This is a genomic window from Pseudomonas gingeri (genome assembly GCF_013385425.1).
In the GTDB taxonomy this organism is placed as follows: Bacteria; Pseudomonadota; Gammaproteobacteria; order Pseudomonadales; family Pseudomonadaceae; genus Aquipseudomonas; species Aquipseudomonas gingeri_D.
On the sequence record NZ_JACAQA010000028.1, the window covers coordinates 139,399 to 157,957 of the forward strand.

15 protein-coding genes are annotated in these 18,559 nt (G+C 60.4%); 6 read left to right on the forward strand and 9 right to left on the reverse strand.

Translation table 11 applies throughout. From position 1 onward, the window contains the following. Window positions 1–67: 67 nt before the first annotated feature. Window positions 68–1,567 carry a CoA-acylating methylmalonate-semialdehyde dehydrogenase gene (locus HX830_RS26915; protein WP_152739859.1) on the reverse strand — a complete coding sequence of 500 codons (1,500 nt, stop codon included), beginning with the start codon at window positions 1,565–1,567 and terminating at the stop codon, window positions 68–70. Between the two features lie 133 nt (window positions 1,568–1,700). On the opposite strand from HX830_RS26915, the gene HX830_RS26920 reads away from it, so the two are divergent. Further along, window positions 1,701–2,645, forward strand: a complete 945-nt coding sequence (locus HX830_RS26920; protein ID WP_177103698.1) for a LysR family transcriptional regulator — start codon at window positions 1,701–1,703, stop codon at window positions 2,643–2,645. 95 nt (window positions 2,646–2,740) lie between these two features. On the opposite strand, the gene HX830_RS26925 is transcribed toward HX830_RS26920, so the two are convergent. The 3 genes from HX830_RS26925 to iolD all read right to left on the reverse strand — a co-directional run bounded on the left by HX830_RS26925 (window position 2,741) and on the right by iolD (window position 7,039). After that, the gene (locus tag HX830_RS26925; RefSeq protein ID WP_152739983.1) at window positions 2,741–4,102 is read right to left on the reverse strand and encodes a carbohydrate porin; all 1,362 of its coding nucleotides are present in this window, start codon (window positions 4,100–4,102) and stop codon (window positions 2,741–2,743) included. Between the two features lie 170 nt (window positions 4,103–4,272). Then, window positions 4,273–5,166 carry a myo-inosose-2 dehydratase gene (gene iolE, locus HX830_RS26930; RefSeq protein ID WP_177103700.1) on the reverse strand — a complete coding sequence of 298 codons (894 nt, stop codon included), beginning with the start codon at window positions 5,164–5,166 and terminating at the stop codon, window positions 4,273–4,275. A 1-nt stretch (window position 5,167) separates the two neighbouring features. Beyond that, window positions 5,168–7,039, reverse strand: coding sequence for a 3D-(3,5/4)-trihydroxycyclohexane-1,2-dione acylhydrolase (decyclizing) (gene iolD / locus HX830_RS26935; RefSeq protein WP_177103702.1), 1,872 nt, complete (start codon window positions 7,037–7,039; stop codon window positions 5,168–5,170). A gap of 260 nt (window positions 7,040–7,299) precedes the next feature. Here iolD and HX830_RS26940 point away from each other — a divergent pair, with 260 nt between their 5' ends. The 4 genes from HX830_RS26940 (at window position 7,300) to HX830_RS26955 (ending at window position 11,573) form a co-directional block, all read left to right on the forward strand. After that, window positions 7,300–8,730, forward strand: coding sequence for an NAD-dependent succinate-semialdehyde dehydrogenase (locus HX830_RS26940; protein WP_177103704.1), 1,431 nt, complete (start codon window positions 7,300–7,302; stop codon window positions 8,728–8,730). A 12-nt stretch (window positions 8,731–8,742) separates the two neighbouring features. Continuing rightward, a complete protein-coding gene (locus HX830_RS26945; RefSeq protein WP_152739854.1) occupies window positions 8,743–9,555 on the forward strand; it encodes an HpcH/HpaI aldolase family protein in 813 nt (270 codons plus the stop codon). Then, window positions 9,555–10,544 (forward strand): hydroxyacid dehydrogenase, encoded by a 990-nt coding sequence (locus HX830_RS26950; RefSeq protein ID WP_152739853.1) that lies wholly within the window; start codon window positions 9,555–9,557, stop codon window positions 10,542–10,544. Before HX830_RS26945 ends, HX830_RS26950 begins: the two co-directional genes overlap by 1 nt. A gap of 159 nt (window positions 10,545–10,703) precedes the next feature. Then, complete coding sequence (locus tag HX830_RS26955) at window positions 10,704–11,573, forward strand: MurR/RpiR family transcriptional regulator (protein WP_177103706.1); 870 nt, start codon at window positions 10,704–10,706, stop codon at window positions 11,571–11,573. A 99-nt stretch (window positions 11,574–11,672) separates the two neighbouring features. Here the strand turns inward: HX830_RS26955 and HX830_RS26960 are convergent, their stop codons facing one another. The 4 genes from HX830_RS26960 to iolG form a co-directional block, all read right to left on the reverse strand. Then, window positions 11,673–12,719, reverse strand: a complete 1,047-nt coding sequence (locus tag HX830_RS26960) for an ABC transporter permease (protein WP_152739852.1) — start codon at window positions 12,717–12,719, stop codon at window positions 11,673–11,675. Then, window positions 12,716–14,215: a sugar ABC transporter ATP-binding protein gene (locus HX830_RS26965; RefSeq protein WP_152739851.1), complete on the reverse strand. Its 1,500-nt coding sequence runs from the start codon at window positions 14,213–14,215 to the stop codon at window positions 12,716–12,718. The genes HX830_RS26960 and HX830_RS26965 overlap by 4 nt, the downstream gene beginning before the upstream one ends. Window positions 14,216–14,236: 21 nt before the next feature. Next, entirely contained in the window at window positions 14,237–15,289 is a 1,053-nt protein-coding gene (locus HX830_RS26970) for a sugar ABC transporter substrate-binding protein (RefSeq protein WP_177103708.1), read from the reverse strand. 110 nt (window positions 15,290–15,399) lie between these two features. Continuing rightward, window positions 15,400–16,410 carry an inositol 2-dehydrogenase gene (gene iolG / locus HX830_RS26975; protein WP_152739849.1) on the reverse strand — a complete coding sequence of 337 codons (1,011 nt, stop codon included), beginning with the start codon at window positions 16,408–16,410 and terminating at the stop codon, window positions 15,400–15,402. A gap of 140 nt (window positions 16,411–16,550) precedes the next feature. Here iolG and HX830_RS26980 point away from each other — a divergent pair, with 140 nt between their 5' ends. Further along, entirely contained in the window at window positions 16,551–17,369 is an 819-nt protein-coding gene (locus HX830_RS26980; protein WP_152739848.1) for an SDR family oxidoreductase, read from the forward strand. A gap of 73 nt (window positions 17,370–17,442) precedes the next feature. Here the strand turns inward: HX830_RS26980 and HX830_RS26985 are convergent, their stop codons facing one another. Then, entirely contained in the window at window positions 17,443–18,468 is a 1,026-nt protein-coding gene (locus HX830_RS26985; protein ID WP_152739847.1) for a LacI family DNA-binding transcriptional regulator, read from the reverse strand. Window positions 18,469–18,559 lie beyond the last annotated feature (91 nt).

The window sequence follows — 18,559 nt, forward strand, 5'->3', positions numbered from 1 at the left end:
TGTTTTACCCTGCGCCGAGAAGGGCAAAGCCCACTCCCGGCGCAGGCGGTAAAGCTTGAAACTCAGGTTATTTGGAGACAGGCATCGCGAACTCGGCCCCCTGCTCAATGCTCTCCGACCAGCGCTGCATGATCGATTTCTGCTTGGTGTAGAAGCGCACGCCCTCCTCCCCATAGGCATGCATGTCACCGAACAGGCTTTTCTTCCAGCCGCCGAAACCATGCCAGGCCATCGGCACCGGAATTGGCACGTTGATGCCGACCATGCCCACGTCGATACGACGGGCAAATTCGCGGGCGACATTACCATCGCGGGTGAAACAACTGACGCCATTGCCAAACTCATGCTCGTTGACCAGTTTCAACGCTGCGGCGAAGTCAGGTACGCGCACGCAGGCCAGGACCGGGCCAAAGATCTCTTCGCGGTAGATGCTCATCTCGGCGGTGACATGGTCGAACAGTGTCGCCCCCAACCAGAACCCGTTCTCCAGGCCTGGCTCGGCCGGTACAAAGTCACGACCATCGAGCAGCAACTGCGCACCCGCCTCCACGCCTTGAGCGATGTAACCGCTGATTCGCTCACGGGCGGCCCGCGAAACGATCGGTCCCATCTCCGCCTTCAGGTCGCGGCCGTCGGTGATGTTCAACTCACGACCGCGCCGGGTCAGTGCCGCGACCACCTGGTCCGCCACGTCACCGACCAGGACCGCCACCGAGATGGCCATGCAACGTTCGCCGGCGCTGCCAAACGCGGCACCGATCAGCGCATCGACAGTACGCTCGATATCCGCATCGGGCATGACGACCATATGGTTTTTCGCGCCGCCCAGGCCTTGCACACGTTTACCGTGGCGTGCACCGGTTTCATAGATGTATTGGGCAATGGGCGTGGAGCCCACGAAGCTGATCGCCTTGACGTCGGGGTGCTCGATCAGTGCATCAACCGATTCCTTGTCGCCCTGAACAACGTTGAATACACCTTTGGGCAGCCCGGCTTCGCGAAGCAGCTCAGCCATGAACAGGGCCGCGCTCGGATCAGTCGGGCTCGGTTTGAGAATGAAGGTATTACCGGCAGCGATGGCGACCGGGTACATCCACATGGGCACCATCACCGGGAAGTTGAAGGGCGTGATGCCGGCGACAACACCCAGAGGCTGGCGCATGGTCCAGTTATCCATGCCTCGGGATACCTGGTCGGAATGATCACCTTTGAGCAGGTTCGGAATACCACAGGCGAATTCCAGAATATCGATGCCACGGTCCACTTCACCCTGGGCGTCAGTGAAGACCTTGCCGTGCTCAGCGACGATAATGCGTGCCAGATCGTCCTTGCGCATGCGCAGCAGGTGCAGATACTGAAATAGCACCCGCGCACGGCGGATGGGTGGAGTATCGCTCCAGGCGGGGAACGCGGTCTTGGCCGCCTCGACAGCTTCGGAAACGGTCTGGCGGCTCGCCAGCGCAACGCGCCCAGTCACCTCACCCGTGGCAGGGTTGTAGACGTCCTGATAGCGATCATCGCGGGAAACGCGTTGATCATTGATGAAATGCTCGATCGAGGTGGTCATGGCAGTTGATCCAGGTTGAGAGTTGGGCTGGCAGCGTTGCAAGCCAGCGGTGAAACTCACGATAGGCTTTCAGTTTGTTCCAAACCAGAGCAGAATCCAGAACTGATTGTGCATTTATGAGAACAATAAACTCGTGGAAAAATCTGAAATCGAAGGACTCTGGAGCCATATCCACTGGCTATCGGTGCTAGAGGAACAAGGCACCTATACTGCGGCCGCGGCACGCCTGGGTGTCAGTAAATCCGCAGTCAGCCAACGCATCAGCGATCTTGAAAAGGCCACCGGCACGCGTCTGGTGACCCGCACCACACGCAGCGTGCGGCTTACCGATGCCGGGCTGTCATTGACCCGCGAAGTGCGCAGCGCCTATGAGCACATTGCCCGCAGTTTTTCCTCGGTGCGGGACTCGGCCGGGGAAATCCGCGGCCTGGTGCGCCTGACCGCGCCCGTTGCCTTCGCCCGGCAGCAACTGGTGCCTCACCTCGCTGAATTCCTCCAGCAGTATCCGCAGGTGCGCATTCAACTGGATGTTTCCGATGCCCTGAGTTCACTGGCCGCCGAGGGATATGACCTGGCAGTCAGGCATGGTTTCCAGGTGCCGGAAACACACGTGGCCTGGAAACTCTGCGACACCGCTTCCGTACTCGTCGCCACCCGGCAATACCTGCAGCGCGAGGGTGAACCCCGAGAGCCTGGAGAGCTCCCCACCCACAATTGTCTTTATTACCCGCGCGGCACTGATCAACCCGCCTGGACCTTCGAACGAACCAAACGAGGCGCAAAAAATGTAGAACGCATCACGGTGCCCATCGCCGGCAGCTTTGCCACCAACAACAGCGAAGCGTTGCGCGACTCGGCGCTCAGCCATCTGGGCATTGCCCTGCTACCTGACTTCAGCGCCCATGCCGCGCTTGCCAGCGGCAAGCTGGTGCAGGTGCTCAAGGACTGGACGTTGACGGGGGCCTTCGCCGACGAGATTTATCTCATTCGCCCCTACTCGCCCCATGTCCCTAAATCGGTGACGGCATTGGTCAGTTATTTGAAGCAGAAGCTGTCAGGCGGATTTCAAACCGCGTGATCGCGTCGGCGATTGGGCACCTGTGGAACCGGACCAAGCCCGGCTCCACAGGGCCAAACGCGCACATATTGTCACTTCGACGCAAATGGCAGATGTCAGAACTTGGTGATGAACTTCACCCCCGCAATCAGGGCGTTGTCCACTTCATCCACGCCTCCTGGGTGAACGACATACTGAAGGTTGGGACGGATGGTAAACCACGGCGCCAAGGCAAACCCATAGTGAATCTCGGCGTCCCATTCGCTGTGGCGCACGGGCATGTAGGCGGGGTTGTCATAATCATTGATGCCTGCCAATTCATTGGTCAGCTGTGCCTCTTTGGTCACATTTTCGTTGACGTGGATCCTGGCTACGCCAACACCAAAGTCATCGTTTGGCCGAGTGTCGAAAAACCCCTTATAGACGAAGCCCGCTTGGAGGAAATTGTCCACCAGGTTGGTCGCCTTATCGTGCACCGTGGCGTTGAAGAACACACTCAGCCCCCGCGCCGGGTCCCCACCACGGCTGGTGAGTTGTTGCTGGGCCACCACCCAGGCCCCGTGTTTGTTGCTACGGCGGCGGAAAGCGCCACCTGACACCGGCTGCGGCTGCCCATCCGCGCCCTCGTAGACATCATCGGCCTTGGCCGAGCTGTAGTAACCACCCAACCGGTATTCGCCCGGCAGCCCATTGACCTTAGGCGACCAGACCACTTCCGCCGGTATGAGTGCGCCTTTGCTGCCACTGCCGCTGAGCTTGAAGCCGTTGCCGACCTCAAGGTTCGATGGATTGACTTCGAAGGCGCCAATCTGCGCGTAGACTTCAGACGACAGCGCGTACTTCACGCGCAACCCCCATTGCGAGACCGGCCAGTTGTACCAGACCGATCCCGCCCAGTTAGCGGCCTGTGGACCACAGAAAGCGTTGTTCTGGAAGTCACAAGGGAAGGTATTGAAGTCCTCCCCTTCACCAAACCGACCCGCCTTGACGTTCAGCGCACCATCCAGCAGCCCTTTGCTCAACCACATCTGCGTCAACCGCCAGGTCTGGCCACGGCCATAGACTTCCTGAGGCGTACTGAGCATCCCGGCGCGGGGATCGCTGATGCGATCATTGGCCAGGTTGCGGCCACTGCGTTCGGTGACAGTCAGCTGGAATAAAGCGTCGTCCCAACCGGCAATTTTCTGCAGGTCGAGCTTGGTCCCCAGCGCCAGTTGATCGGCATAACGTGCCGTATGGTCTTTATCGTATCCACCACGCAGGTTGGCGGCGGCTTCGCCCACATATTCGACGGAAAAGTCATAGCCTTTCTGGTATAGCCCGGAACGCACTCCGCCCCAATCGCCCAATGCGTATTGCGACGGGTCGAAGGTATCGGCAGCCGATGCTACTTGCACACCGAAGCCGCTGACCAGACAAAGCGCAAGGCTGATTTTTGGACGAACGAAGGGGTCCCGCTTGACTAGGGATTTCAACATCAACTGCACTCCAGATTATTGTTATTTTCATGCCTGATTTATTGAATGACTGTCGGATCGGTCTTTTTAGAGATGCACGCTCCTGGAGACATTGAAATGTCCCTGTTGAAAAATGAGGTGTTTGTTCGCAAGCGATCCGCCACCCGCTGCAAGTGGCGGATTGGCAACGCTTACTTCACGACTTGATAACCCGCCGCCGTCATGACCCTGAGCAATTCGGCGTGGCCTTTGCGGGCCATTTCCAGTGGCGGGTTGAGGCGAGGATCCTGTTCGGCCTCCACCACGAACCAGCCTTCGTAACCCTTGCTGGCCAGGGCCTTGACGAGGGCTTCGAAGTCCAGACTGCCGTCACCTGGCACAGTGAACGCGCCCTGGATCACCGCATCGAGGAAGCTCTCCCGAGTGCGATTGAGGCCGTTCACCACCGGACTACGAACATCCTTGGTGTGCACGTGGATAATCCGCGCATGGTGGTTTTCGATCACGCGCAGCAAGTCACCGCCGGCGAAAGACATATGTCCCGCGTCGAACAGCAACGCAACCGTGGAATGCTTCATCAGCAGGTCCAATTCCGCCTCTGTTTCGACCACGGCGCCCATGTGGTGGTGGTACGCCAGCGGCATGCCCTGCCTGGCGCACCAGTCGGCAAAGTCGGAAACCTTGCGGCCATAGGCGGCCATCTCGACCTCGGAAATTTTCGGTTTTGTCACCAGCGGCGCGCTGCGCACGCCCTGGATCGAACTGGCGGTCTCGCCATACACCAGGCACGGCGCCTGCGCCGCAACAAAGAAGTCCAACTGCTGCGAGATACGATCTTTTTCCGCCTCGAGGTCGCCGTCCAGCAGCAGTCCCGAGAACCAGCCGCCACACACCGACATGCCATAGCGCGACAGGATCGGACCCAGCTCCGTCATGTTCATCGGAAAACGACGCCCGGTTTCCATGCCGGTGAAACCGGCCACGGAGGCCTGGCGCAGGCACTCTTCGAGGCTGACGTCATCGGAAAGTTCTTCGAGGTCGTCGTTCCACCAGGCAATTGGCGCAATACCAAGTTTTGCTTTCATCTCACACACCCAACCGTTGAGCTTCACGAATTTTTTCCTGCGCGGCACGAGCAGCGCGGACACTTTCAAAGGTCGAGACCTCGGGGACACCCACATCCCAATCAGCATCACCAGGCACCCACTTCCAGGCGTCGGAGACGATGGAAATCAAGGTCACGCCCTCGTTGCCCCGGGCCCAGATCATGGCTTGCTCGAGCTCTGCAAGATCAACCACGTGACGCGCCTTGGCGCCCATGGATTCGGCATGTTTGACGAAGTCGACGTGCAACGGATCATGACGATTCTGGATTCGACAATCGGTAAGTAGGTTATTGAAGCCCGGTACGCCCTTGGCCTGTTGCAGGCGATTGATAACGGCATAACCGCCGTTGTCGCAGACCACCACGATCATCTTGTGACCGGTAAGAGCCGCGGAGTAGATATCTGAGTTCATCATCATGTAGGTGCCGTCGCCGAGCATCACGATCGGCGTGCCACCGGCGGCGCCCGGACCGTCCTGCGCCATGGCGCAGCCCCAGCCGGCGGCGATCTCGTAGCCCATGCAGGAGAAACCAAACTCGCAATCGAAGGTGTGCGGGTTCTTCACCCGCCAGCCCTTGGTGACTTCGCCCGGCGTACCGCCAGCCGCGGCAATCAAGGTATCGCCCGGAGCCGCGACCTTGTTCAACACCCCAACCACCTGGGCATAGGACGGCACCGGTGCGTCACTGGCCTGCTGGTAGTGGTCGAGCAGCGCATTCCATTCAACGAACAGCGCACGGGCACGCGCCATCAATTGGGCATCAGCCTTGTAGCCTCCCAAGGCGGCATCCAGCTCGCCAACGCTTTCCAGCGCATCACCGACGACCGAGAGCGCACGATGCTTGATCGCGTCGTAGCGCGCGGCGTTGATCGAGATGAACTGCGCGTCATGGGCAAAGGCGGTCCACGAGCCGGTGGTGAAATCCTGCAACCGCGTGCCGATGGCCAGGATCACATCCGCCTCTTTCGCCAGGCTGTTGGCCGAGGTCGACCCCACGATCCCGATCGGGCCGGCATGCACCGGATGGTCATGGGTCAGTGCGCCCTTGCCGGCGATGGTTTCGACCACGGGAATACCACGTTTGGCCGCGAACTCCGCCAACGCCTCCTCGGCACCGGAGTAACGCACGCCGCCACCGGAGATGATCAAGGGACGCTTGGCGGTTTTCAGCAATGCCGCCGCGGCAGCAATAGCGTCGCGATCAGCGCGCGGGCGAGGGATCTTCCACACCTTGGGTTCGAAGAACACCTCAGGGTAATCGTAGGCGATCTCCTGGGTGTCCTGCGCCAGGCCGATGAAGGCCGGCCCGCAATCGGCCGGGTCGAGCAAGGCTGCCACGGCCTGCGGCAGGGATTGCAAGAGTTGCTCCGGCAACACGATGCGGTCCCAGTAACGCACCACGGCTTTAAAGCAGTCATTGGCGGTCAGCGACGGATCGTTGAAGTGTTCGACCTGCTGAAGGACCGGGTCGGGCAGACGGCTGGCGAAGGTATCGCCGGCAATCAGCAAGACCGGTAGCCGGTTGGCCATCGCTACACCCGCGGCGGTCACCATGTTCAGCGCGCCCGGGCCGATGGACGTCGCCGCCACCATGATCTGGCGCCGGCGCTTGGCTTTGGCGAAGCCGATGGCCGCCAGCGCCATCGATTGCTCGTTCTGCCCCCGCCATGTGGGCAACACGTCCTGGACCGTCTCCAGTGCCTCCGAAAGACAGGTTACGTTGCCGTGCCCAAAGATCCCGAATACACCAGCGAACAGCGGTACGCGCTGCCCGTCGATCTCGGTGAACTGATTGCAAAGATAGCGAACCAGGGCTTGCGCCATGGTCATGCGCACAGTTTTGCGGGTCATTTTATTTCCTCCGGAAGCACTGCCATTGTTGTTTTAGGAATACATATTGACAATATGATCATTTCGCAATGATTATTGCAAATAGATATTCAACAGGGAATACCGATGCTGGAATCTTTTCCAGGGCTGCATCGGCGCCGCCGGGGTCAATGAACGAGGGGACGCTGCAAGCGCTGCGCTCAACCTCGTTCATCCTGTTTGGCAACACGGGTCCCTTACTGAGGGGCGTACCACGAAACCAGCAAAGTCGAATAAAAACCATGTACGAACAATACGGACTTTTCATCAATGGGCGCTGGATCCCCGGCTCCGCGAGCGCCGAGGTCATCTCACCGGTCACCGAGCGGCCTCTGGGACGTGTACCCATGGCGACGTCGGCCGAAACCCGCGAAGCACTCGACGCGGCCCACGGCGCCCTGGCAAAAATGCGTGAACTGGGCGGTTTTGGTCGCGCTGAGGCGCTGCATAAAGCCGCCGACGAAATGATCAGGCGCAGCGATGAGGCGGCACGCATGATCTGCGTGGAGACGGGCAAACCCATCGCGCAGGCCGGGCGTGAATGGATGCTCGCCTGTGAACAGTTTCGTTGGTGCGCGGAAGAAGCCCGACGCATCTATGGGCGCATCGTCGACAGTCGCGTGCCGGGCGGACGCTTTGAGATCACCCACGAGCCCGTCGGGGTTGTCGGGGCTTTTTCAGCCTGGAATTTTCCGGCGGCGTTGCCGGCCCGCAAACTGGCCCCGGCACTGGCGGCCGGCTGCCCGGTGGTGCTGCGCCCGTCATCGCAGACCCCGGGCGTGGCCATGGTGATGGTCGACTGCCTGCGGGCCGGCGGCCTGCCCGATGGCGCGGTGAACCTGGTCATTGGTTCGACGGGCAATACCTACGCCCCCATCATGGCCGATTCACGGGTACGCAAAGTCTCCCTTACCGGCTCCACCCGCATCGGCCAGCAGATGATTCGCGATGCGGCTGACACGGTGAAAAAGGTCTCGATGGAGCTGGGCGGCAACGCACCGCTGATCATCTTCGAGGATGCCGACATCGAAGCTGCCCTGGACCTGACGGTCGGGACCAAATTCGCCAACTGCGGCCAGGTCTGCGTCACGCCCGACCGGATTTTCGTGCATGACAGCCTGTACGACGCCTTCGTCCAGGGCTTCGTCAGCCGCACGGCCATGATCAAGCTCGGCGACGGGCTGCAAGCCGACACCGGTATGGGCCCGCTGATCAATGCCAGCCGCCTGGACGAGATCGAATCCATTGTCGCCGCGGCTGTGAACGACGGTGCCAAAGTCGTCCACGGCGGCAAGCGCCCTACCCATCTGCAGAGCGGTTTTTTCTTCGAGCCCACCGTGCTGGTGGATGTGCGTGATGACATGCGTGTATTTAGCGAAGAAAACTTCGGCCCCATTGCCGCCATCAGCCGCTTCTCCACCGAGGAAGAAGTATTCGCCCGCGCCAATGCCTCGAACATGGGCCTGTCGGCTTACGCCTTCACCCGCTCACCTGACCGCGCACGGCGCACCGTGGCGGCCTTGAACGCCGGCATGGTCGGCATCAACAGCTTTGCCCTCGCCGCTGCGGAAGCCCCCTTTGGCGGCACCAACCACTCCGGCATGGGTCGCGAAGGCGGCAGCGAAGGCATCGCCGACTACCTCGATACCAAGCTTGCTCAACTGGTTTTCTAAGAGAGGCCCTAAATGAAAAAAAATAAATTGCACCAGATCTGGGCTCAAGGAAAACCTGTGCTGCATGGCTGGTTGTCGCTTCCTTGCAGTTTCAGCGCCGAGATCATGGCGGCCCAGGATTACGATGCCATCTCCATCGACATCCAGCACGGAGCGGTGGACTACAAGGACGTGCTCGGTATGTTCCAGGCGATGCGCGCCTCCGACGCAGTGATCATGGCCCGAGTGCCATGGCTGGATCCCAGCTGGATCATGAAAATCCTGGATGCCGGGGCCTACGGCATCATCTGCCCGATGATCAACAGCCGCGCCCAGGCCGAACAGTTCGTACGCTACATGCGTTATCCGCCGCTGGGCGAGCGCAGCTTCGGCCCTACCCGTGCCGCCTACCCCGCCGGTGCGAACTACGCCGCCGAGGCCAACGGCGAAATCCTCGCCTTCGCCATGATCGAGACCGCCGAGGCCATGGGCAACCTTGAGGAAATCGTCTCCACTCCAGGGCTCGACGGTATCTACGTGGGGCCGGCCGACCTGGCCTTTTCGCTCTCGCGGGGCGAGTTGACACCTGCGTTTGATCGCGAAGAACCCGAGGTCATCGAGGCCATCAAAACCATCCTCGCCACCTGCAAGCGTCACGGCAAGAAAGCCGCGTTGCACTGCGGCACGGCTGAATATGCCGCGCGGGCCGTTGAATGGGGCTTTGACATGACCACCGTTTCGGGCGACACCCGGTTGCTGGCCGCGGCCAGTGCGCAATCCGTGGCCTCCTGGCGCAAGCTGACAGCCGGGCAAACCGAACAGAACGTTAAAAAGGAGGGCTACTGATGGCTCGTCTTCTGGTCGCTGGAAAACTCCATCCTACCGGCGTGGCATTACTCAAAGAGTACGAGCGGCGCGGGGTGATCGTAGATTATGTCGAGGAAGTTTCCGAAGCATCCTGCGCGCAACTGATTGGCGAGGCCGACGCCCTGGTGATCCGCACTCAACCGTTGTCGGCGGCTACCATCGCCAAAGCCAAAAAGCTCAAGGTGGTGTCACGGCACGGGGTTGGCTACGACTCGGTCGACCTGCAGGCGTTGAACGCCCGGGGGATCGGTCTGACCGTGGTCGGTGACGTGAACTCCATCTCCGTGGCCGAGCACGCCATGATGCAATTGCTGGCGGGCGCCAAACGCGCCGTCCGAGCCGATCGCTCGGTGCGCAAGATCGGCGATTGGGGGTGGCGCAATGGCCTGGAACAGCAGGAGATTTCCGGCAAGAACCTGTTGATCATCGGTTACGGGCGCATCGGCCGTCACCTGGCAAACATGTCCAGCGGATTCAACATGCAAGTACGTGCCTTCGATCCGTTCCTGGAGCGCGCCGGCTGGCCTGAGGGGCCCGTGCGCCCGATATCGCTGGAAGAAGGCTTGGCATGGGCTGACTTCATCTCGGTCCATACGCCACGGGGCGAGCGGCCGACACTTGGCCCACAAGAGTTTGCGCTCATGAAACCAGGGGTCATCATCGCCAACACCGCGCGTGGTGGGGTGGTCTGTGAACAGGCCCTGGCCGAGGGACTGGCCAGCGGCCACGTGGGGGCCGCGGGCGTGGACGTATTCGACGATGAGCCACCGACACGGCAATCGGTCCTGCTCACTCAAGATACCGCGATCCTGTCCCCTCACATCGCCGGCCTGACCGCTGAGTGCAGCGAACGCATGGCAATCTCGTCCATCGAGAACGCGATGAACTTCCTCGCCGGCACGGTGGACCCGACACTGGTCATCAATAGTGCTCACCTCGACCCGCTCCAGCCGCCCTCGTCGGCCTGACGCAACGGGAAATCCGGCTTCCTCGACGAGACCTGCTTGCGACTCGCCCGGTGCTGCTGCCGGGCGTTCGTCGTTGTGGGCAAACAGGTTGCCGCACTTGAATTTCAGGGCGCACGCTATAATGTGAGCGCCGTGTACGAACCAGGAATGAGGCAACACATGCACCCCATCGATCCACCCAGGGATTATGAAGATCTGATTCGCCTGATCCATGAACGTCATGATCAGATGAGCAAGACCTATCAGCGCATTTCCGTATACCTGACGCAGAATCCAAATGAAGTGGCCGTGCATTCGGTCAACAACATTGCCGAGCGCTGCAATATTCACGCATCCAGCTTCGTACGCTTCGCGCAGGCATTGGGTTACACGGGTTTCAAAGATCTCCAGGTGCTGTTTCAGCGCCGCCTGGAAACGGCCGCCCCAGGGTTCGAAGCACGCCTGCGGGCGCTGAGCAGCGAATTGCAGAACCGCCAGGACACCTCTGAATATGGTTTCCTGCACGAGCTGGTGCTGCGCGATATCGCTTCACTGCAGGACATGCTGGAACGCACCCCCACTGCGGATCTGTCCGACGCAGTAGACCTGATCGAAAAAGCCGACACCGTCTATCTTATCGGCCAACTGCGCTCCTCGCCGGTGGTTGAGCTATTGCGCTATGGCCTCACCATGCTGGGCAAGCGCTGCCTGCTGCTGGACGCTGGCGGTGGGCTGGCCACGCACATTGCCCGCACGATGCGCCCGCAGGATCTGCTGATTGCCGTGTCTTTCCGCTTCTACGCGACGGAGGTGGTCAACGTCGCCGAGGAAGCCAAAGCGGCGGGTGTGCCGATCGTGGCCATCTCCGACAGCACCTTGTCGCCCATCGCCAAGAGCGCCTCGGTGCTGTTCGCCGTGCCCGAGCCGGACTACACCTTCTCCCGCTCGCTGGCGGCGCCCATGTGCCTGGTCCAGGCGCTGACCGTGGCGGTCGCATCACGCCTGAAAAAATCCGTCCCACCGCGCATTCCCACCGTCACAGAGGCGTGACCAGCCATCGGTTTGGTCTCGCCGTTAGCAAGAGAGCCCCTGCCCTGAAACCTGAATGAAGCAGGCTGCATGGCAGGGGCTTTTGCGTAGGTTAAACCATCAAGTCCTTGTCTTGACTCCGTTGGAGCGCCGGCTGGCGATGGTGGTCAGTACGGCGGCAATGATGATCACCGCCCCCGTGGAAGCCTGTACATAAAACGAAGGCACCTGGGCCAGGGTCAGCAAGTTATTGATGACGCCAATCAGCAACACGCCGCTAACCACACCGACGATGGTCCCCCGCCCTCCCCCAAGGCTCACCCCACCGATCACCGCCGCCGCGAACGCCGAGAAGATGATGCCCTGCCCCTGGGTGGTGACCGCCGAATCCAGGCGTCCGGTCATCATCACCCCGGCCAGCCCGGCCAGCAGTGCGGCAAAGATAAACGCCGACCAGATGACTTTATCGACATTGATACCCGCTGCCCTGGCCGCTTCTTCATTACCGCCAATGGCGTACAGCGCCCGGCCGTAGCGATGGTATTTGAAGATCACCCCAACCACCGCCGCGATGGCAATAAACACCAGCACCGACAACGGAACGCCAAGGACTTTTTCCGAGCCCAGGAACGTCAGTGCCTTGCCTGGAGAATAGATCGAGCGACCATTGGAGATGATCAATACGCCGCCGCGCAGCAGTACCAGCAGACCCAAAGTCGAAATGAACGGGTTCAGTCCGACCTTGACCACCATGAAACCGTTGAACCAGCCGATCGCACCGGCGACCCCGAGCGCCACCACCAGGCCCATCCACGCCGGCAGTTCCAGGCCCAATCCGCCGACCGCGGCAGGCACCAGCGTCACGGCGGCAAACATCGGGGCGAAACCGACCACGCCTTCCAGCGACAGATCCAGACGACCGATGAGGACCACGAATGTCAGGCCAATGGTGGTCAGCCCCAGCACACTGATCTGCTCGAGAATGTTCACCAGGTTGGTGGCGGTCGCGAAGCGCGGCGCGACGATCGCACCGATGATCACCAACAGCAGGATGACGGGGTACATCGTATAACCGTCGGCAACAAAAGACGTGCCGAATGCCGCCAACCTGGAACGGCCTTCGGCCGGCTTTGTGAGTTTGGAGTTGCTAACCATATCTGTGCTCATAGGACACCTTCCATCCGTAATACCAGATCTTTTATTGTGTAGTCGCCCACGAGCTGGTCTTTGACCTCGTCGTCAAAGACGATGACGACTCGATTCGCCAACTGGGCGATTTCATCTTCTTCGTCCGACACCACCACGACACCCAGCCCCTCGCGAGCCAGGTTCCGGAGCAGCGCATAGAGTTGCTCCTTGGCACCGACGTCAACACCGCGCGTGGGGCTCAGCGCCACGACGATGTCAGGGCTGCGGCACAGCGCTCGGGCAAAGACGACCTTCTGCTGGTTGCCGCCGCTCAGTTGGCTGACAGGCTGCTCGAGGGTCGAGGCAACTACGTGGGTCTGTTGCGCCAACCGCTCGACGTGTTCGGTTTCGCCCTGCTTGCTGATAAAGCCGAAGCGGTTGGACAAGATGTCCAGCCCACCGATCACCACGTTTTCGCGCACCCCCAGCAGCCCCACGTACCCGCTCACATGCCGGTCGGTGGGCACCAGCCCGATCTTGGGCAATGGACCGCGTGGATTACTGATGTGTCCCTGCTCGGGTTTGCGCTGGCCTGCCAGAATCATCGCCAACGCCTCCTTGCCGCCACCAACCGGCCCGGCCAGGGCGACAATCTCACCGGCGCGCACTTCAAAATCGATGACATTTTCCGAGCGAGGACCGATACGAATGCCCTTGGCCTGGATCAGGCTCGGCTGCCGCTCGCGGGTGTAGTCTTCGCGAATGCTGCGTAGCGTCTTCTTGCCCATCATCAAATCAGCGATGGTGTCCACATCGAGGCCGCCCACAGGCTCACGCTCGCGCACGACCTGGCCGTCACGAAGAATGGTAACGACGTCGGCGATCTCGAAAATCTCATCCAGGTGATGGGAAATATAGATGAACGACACCCCTTGGGCCTTGAGTGCCCGCACCTGTTCGAAGAGGATCTTTTTCTCGGCGTTGCTCAGTGCCGCGGTTGGCTCGTCGAGAATCATCACCGGCACACCACGGCTGAGCGCCTTGATGATTTCCAGCAATTGCCGGGTGCCTGCGTCCAACTCGCCTACAAGCGCATCGGCACGAATGTCGATGGCCCAGTTATTCAGCAGTTCCTCGGCCAATGCCAGCGTGCGGGCACGGCTGACCGTGCCGAACTTGCCGCGGACCCTGGGGTTTTCCAGAAACAGGTTTTCGGCCACCGTCAGCAGGTTGAACAGCTGCGGCGTCTGCTGCACATGGGCGATGCCCTCGCGGATTTTTGCCGCGTAATTCTGGGCGTTGGCCGTGACCTGGGTACCGGCGATTCTGATCGTGCCCGAGTCCGCGGGCGTGAACCCGCTCATCGTGGAAACCAGCGTGCTTTTTCCTGCGCCATTACGCCCCAGCAGCGCATGGACTTCTCCGCGCATGAGAGTGAAGTCCACCCCGCGCAAAGCGCGGGTAGAGCCAAAGGTCTTGGCGATATTGCGCATTTCGACGATGGCGCGCGGGGCGTCGTTGCTATTCAGATTCATGGTTTCAACCCTGTGTGCGGCTTACTTGTTGACCATGTTGGCCCACAACTGGGGCGACTCCACGTTGGCCAACGTCACCAACGTGGCCTTGAGCTGATACTGAGGCCCTACGGGGGTATCAACGATTTGGCCATCGTCACGCGGCCCGATTTCGATCTTGCCACCCTTGGAGACCAGGTCGATCAACTCGGCGGTTTTCGTCGCATAGGCATTGAGCGGCTGCGAGATCGTCGCATCCAGTGCCTTGCCGCGGATCAACTGCAGGCCCTGAGGGGTGCCATCCACGGCGATGCGAATAATCGAATCAGGGCTACCCACCGACGCGCCTTTGCCGGCGGCATTGACCTGCGCGTTGACCGCCGTGGCCATCAACTCGGAAGCCATGAAAATGCCGCTCAGGGAAGGAACCTGGGTCAAGACGTTCTGGGTGGCATCGGCAGCCATGTCGGCCGTCCAGTCGGTGGGCCGCTGGATCAGTTTCACCGCGGGCGCCAGCCCTTGCATTGTCTGCGCGAAGCCTTTGGAGCGATCCAGGCCATTGGGCGTGGTCAACCCGCCTTGCAACTCAAGAACCGTGCAGGTGTGGGCCGCCCAGCACTTTTTGCTGCTCAGGCGGTTGACCATTTCCTTGGCCGCCTGGGCACCGGCATCGACGTTATCGGCACGGATCGAAGCGGTGACTTTGCCCCCCGATGGCACATCGTCGATGGAGAACACCAGCACATTCGCGGCATTGGCCTGCTTGATCACCGGCACAATGCCAGCGGCGTCGATCGGGGCAAAGACAATGGCGTTGGCGCCGTTGGCAATCAGGTTTTGCAAGGCATCCACCTGGGCGGTCACATCGCCGTTCGGATCAGGGGCGCCCAACAGCGTGAACCCTTTGGCCTGGAACGCCTTCTTGGAAAGGTCCAGCATCAGCGTCTGGAAGTCGTCTTTGAGGAATTTCGGGGTAAAACCTACCCTGACTTCAGGATTGCTTTGGGCTTGGCTCGTGCCTACCCCCATGGCCAGTACCAATGCACTGGCGACCAGTGTAGATACCGCGTGCTTATGCTTCGTGGACAATTTCATATTCTTCCTACTCTTTATTGTTATTGGAAGCCGCCGCGACGCGCACCCGGTTTTCCCGGTTGGCATCGCCAGCGTTTTATCGTGAAAGTGAACGCAGACTGACGTCCTGATCAATCCGATATTTCGGCCACTCGCACCAAGCGACGCTCGTGCAACGAGAGATACGCCGCTTCAGCAAGGATCAACGCCTTGCGACCGTCCTCGAAGCTGGCCAGCGGTGCAGCGCCTTTCTCCACGCAGTCGACAAAGCCGTCGATCTCAGCCATGAACGCCTCGTGGTAGCGCTCCAGGAAGAAGAACTGGTAAGGCTCGCTGGTTTCCACCGTGGTGCTGGTGAAGCGGCGCAGTTCATGGGGCTTGCGGTTATCGGAAATCAGCATGCCCTTGTTGCCCAACAGCTCTACGCGCTGGTCGTAGCCATACACCGCGGCGCGCGAATTGTTGATGATGCATTGCTTGCCCGAGTCGGTGCGCAGGATGAACATCGCGCTGTCCACTTCATTGAGCTCTGCACCCAACGCCGGATCGACCAGCGCATTGGCCAGCGCAAAGACTTCGGTCGGCTCTTCGCCGAGCATGAAGCGGGCAAGGTCGAAGTCATGGATGGTCATGTCGCGGAACAGGCCACCCGCCGCTTCCAGATAGGCACGCGGTGGCAGGCCTGGGTCACGGGAGGTAATGATGACCTGGTGCAGGTCGCCGATTTCGCCGTTGAGCAAGGCAGTACGAGCGGCACTGTGACCTGGGTCGTAACGGCGGTTGAAACCGATCTGGATCGGCAGCCGGGTGTTACCGATTTTCGCGGCACAGGCATTTACCCGCTCAAGGCTCAAATCGATAGGTTTTTCGCACAGCACAGCCTTGCCCGCGGCGATGGCTTTCTCGATGTAATCCGCGTGGGTAGGGGTGGCGGTGGCAATCAGTACCGCGTCCACTTCCGAGGAGGAGAAGATTTCCTCGGCCGTTTGTGCAGCAGGAACGCCAAGCGCCAGCGCGACCTTTTCGGCCGAAGGGCGATGAACGTCATAGACAGCGACCAATTGAGCTCGGGGGTGTTTGGCAACGTTATCAGCGTGCATCTGGCCGATACGACCACAACCCAAAACGGCAATGCGTAGCATAGGTTTCTCCTGACGTGATGCATCTCTGCATCTGTTTTTTGTTCTTGAGTGAAGCGAAATATCTTGCATCCTCACATCGATGTCAATATAAATTCCATACCAACAAAAAACGCAATTTTCATTGCAGAGGAGAATTTCAGATGAAACGATTTGAAGGCAAGATCGTTGTCGTGACCGGCGGGACTCAGGGGCTGGGGGCTGCCGTCGCCAAGCATCTGGCTAACGAAGGCGCTGCCGGTATCGTGACCTGCGGCCGTAGCACCACTAAAGGTGAGGCCGTCGCCCGCAGCATTCGCGAGCAAACAGGTTGCGCGGTGCATTTCGTCCAGGCCGACCTCGCAAAGGTGGCCGATTGCCGCAACGTCATCAAAACCGCAGACGAGATCTTTCAGCGCATCGATGTGCTGGTCAACGCAGCAGGCCTGACCGAGCGCGGGGACATCCTGAGCACCGATGAAGACTTGTTCGACCGCATGTTCGCGGTGAACACCCGAGCACCGTTCTTCCTGATGCAGGAAGTGATCAAGCGCATGATCCGCGACGACATCGAAGGCTCAATCATTAACATCGGTTCGATCGTTGCCCACGCGGGCCAACCCTTCAATGCCTCGTACTGCGGTTCCAAGGCGGCGCTAGCCACCCTGACCCGCAATACGGCGTTCGCCGCCATGCGCAACCGGATTCGCGTGAACCAGCTGAACATCGGCTGGATGGCGTCCGATGGCGAAGATCGTATCCAGCGTGAATTCCACGGTGCCGAAGATAATTGGCTGGCCGAAGTCGCGGCGCAACAACCGTTCGGACGTCTGCTCGCCCCTGAGGAAGTGGCCAAAGCAGTGGCGTTCCTGGGCTGCGAAGAGTCGGGGATGATGACCGGATCGGTGGTCAACTTCGACCAGTCGGTGTGGGGCGCTTACCAGTACGGGCCGCCCACGCCCGAAGCGAAGCTGGCTCTCTAAGCGACGCGCGATGAGTCAATACCCGTTCCGGCCAAGCCGACCCCATATCGTTCCGCCGCCGTGACGGGTAGCCTCAACCAGCGCAATTGAACTTGGTGTGGACCAGAATGGGTGTCGGGGCCGGCACTGCCGCCACGCCTTCGGTCGACCCTTTTATCCAGCGCACCGCCGCTGCGGTCTCGCCCACGAAATCGTGGGAAATCACGTAATTCATGACACCTGCCTCCAGCATCGCACGCGTGTGAACGGTTAGTTCGTGGCCGACGAACATGGGCCGCTGTTCCGCCGCAAGACTATCGATGGCCTGGGCAACCCCTCGGTTGGCGCCCGCAACGTTGTAGATGGCCGCCGGATAACCATGCTTGTTGAAATAGCGCGTGAGCTGATCGCGGGTGGTTTGCGGGCGATCATCAGACATCACCCGCTCATCGATCTTGAGGTAGGCAAACTCGCCGCGAAGCACCCGCCTGAAGCCCATCTCCCGCTCTTGCTGGCAGCGAAACGGCACACTGGTCACCAGCAGTATCTTGGCAGGTTCCTTGGGCAGGGCATTGCCGATCAACAGGCCGGCGACACTGCCTGCCGCGTATTGGTCGTTTCCCACATAGGCGCTGCGCCCCGAATTGGGAAGGTCGGTAGTCAGGCAGACCACCGGAATGCCCAGACTGCAAAGCTTGCGAATGGCCCGATTGATCGCCGGGTGTTCGCGTGACACCACAATCACGCCATCGGCCGACGCGCCCTGCGCCTGGACCTGATCGGCAAACGCGCCGGGGTCGACCTGATTGGTCGGCACATAATGACCGTGCACCACGACCCCTGGCGTAGAGCTGTTCACCTGCGCCTCGGCGCTGGCCAGGGTGGCATTGAAGGTTTCCCCCGAGTCGCAGAACAGGCTGATGTGCAACGTCCCCTTGCCATCGGCCAGGTCCCGCTTGAGCTTGTCCAGCGCCGCCAGCACTTTCAGGCGGGTGCCGTCGCGCACCCCGGGACGGTTGTTCAGCACCCGGTCGACCGTGGCTGGCCCCACCCTTGCGATCCTGGCTATCTCGTTGACGGTAGGCCCCTTCCATACATGTCCCAGTGCTTCACGAGCCATACCAGTCACTCCTGACAATGATGGAATTCCAATCAAAGATAACCAAGATACGCCGTTTATATCCAGATCCAGCATCAGGCTCATTTGATTG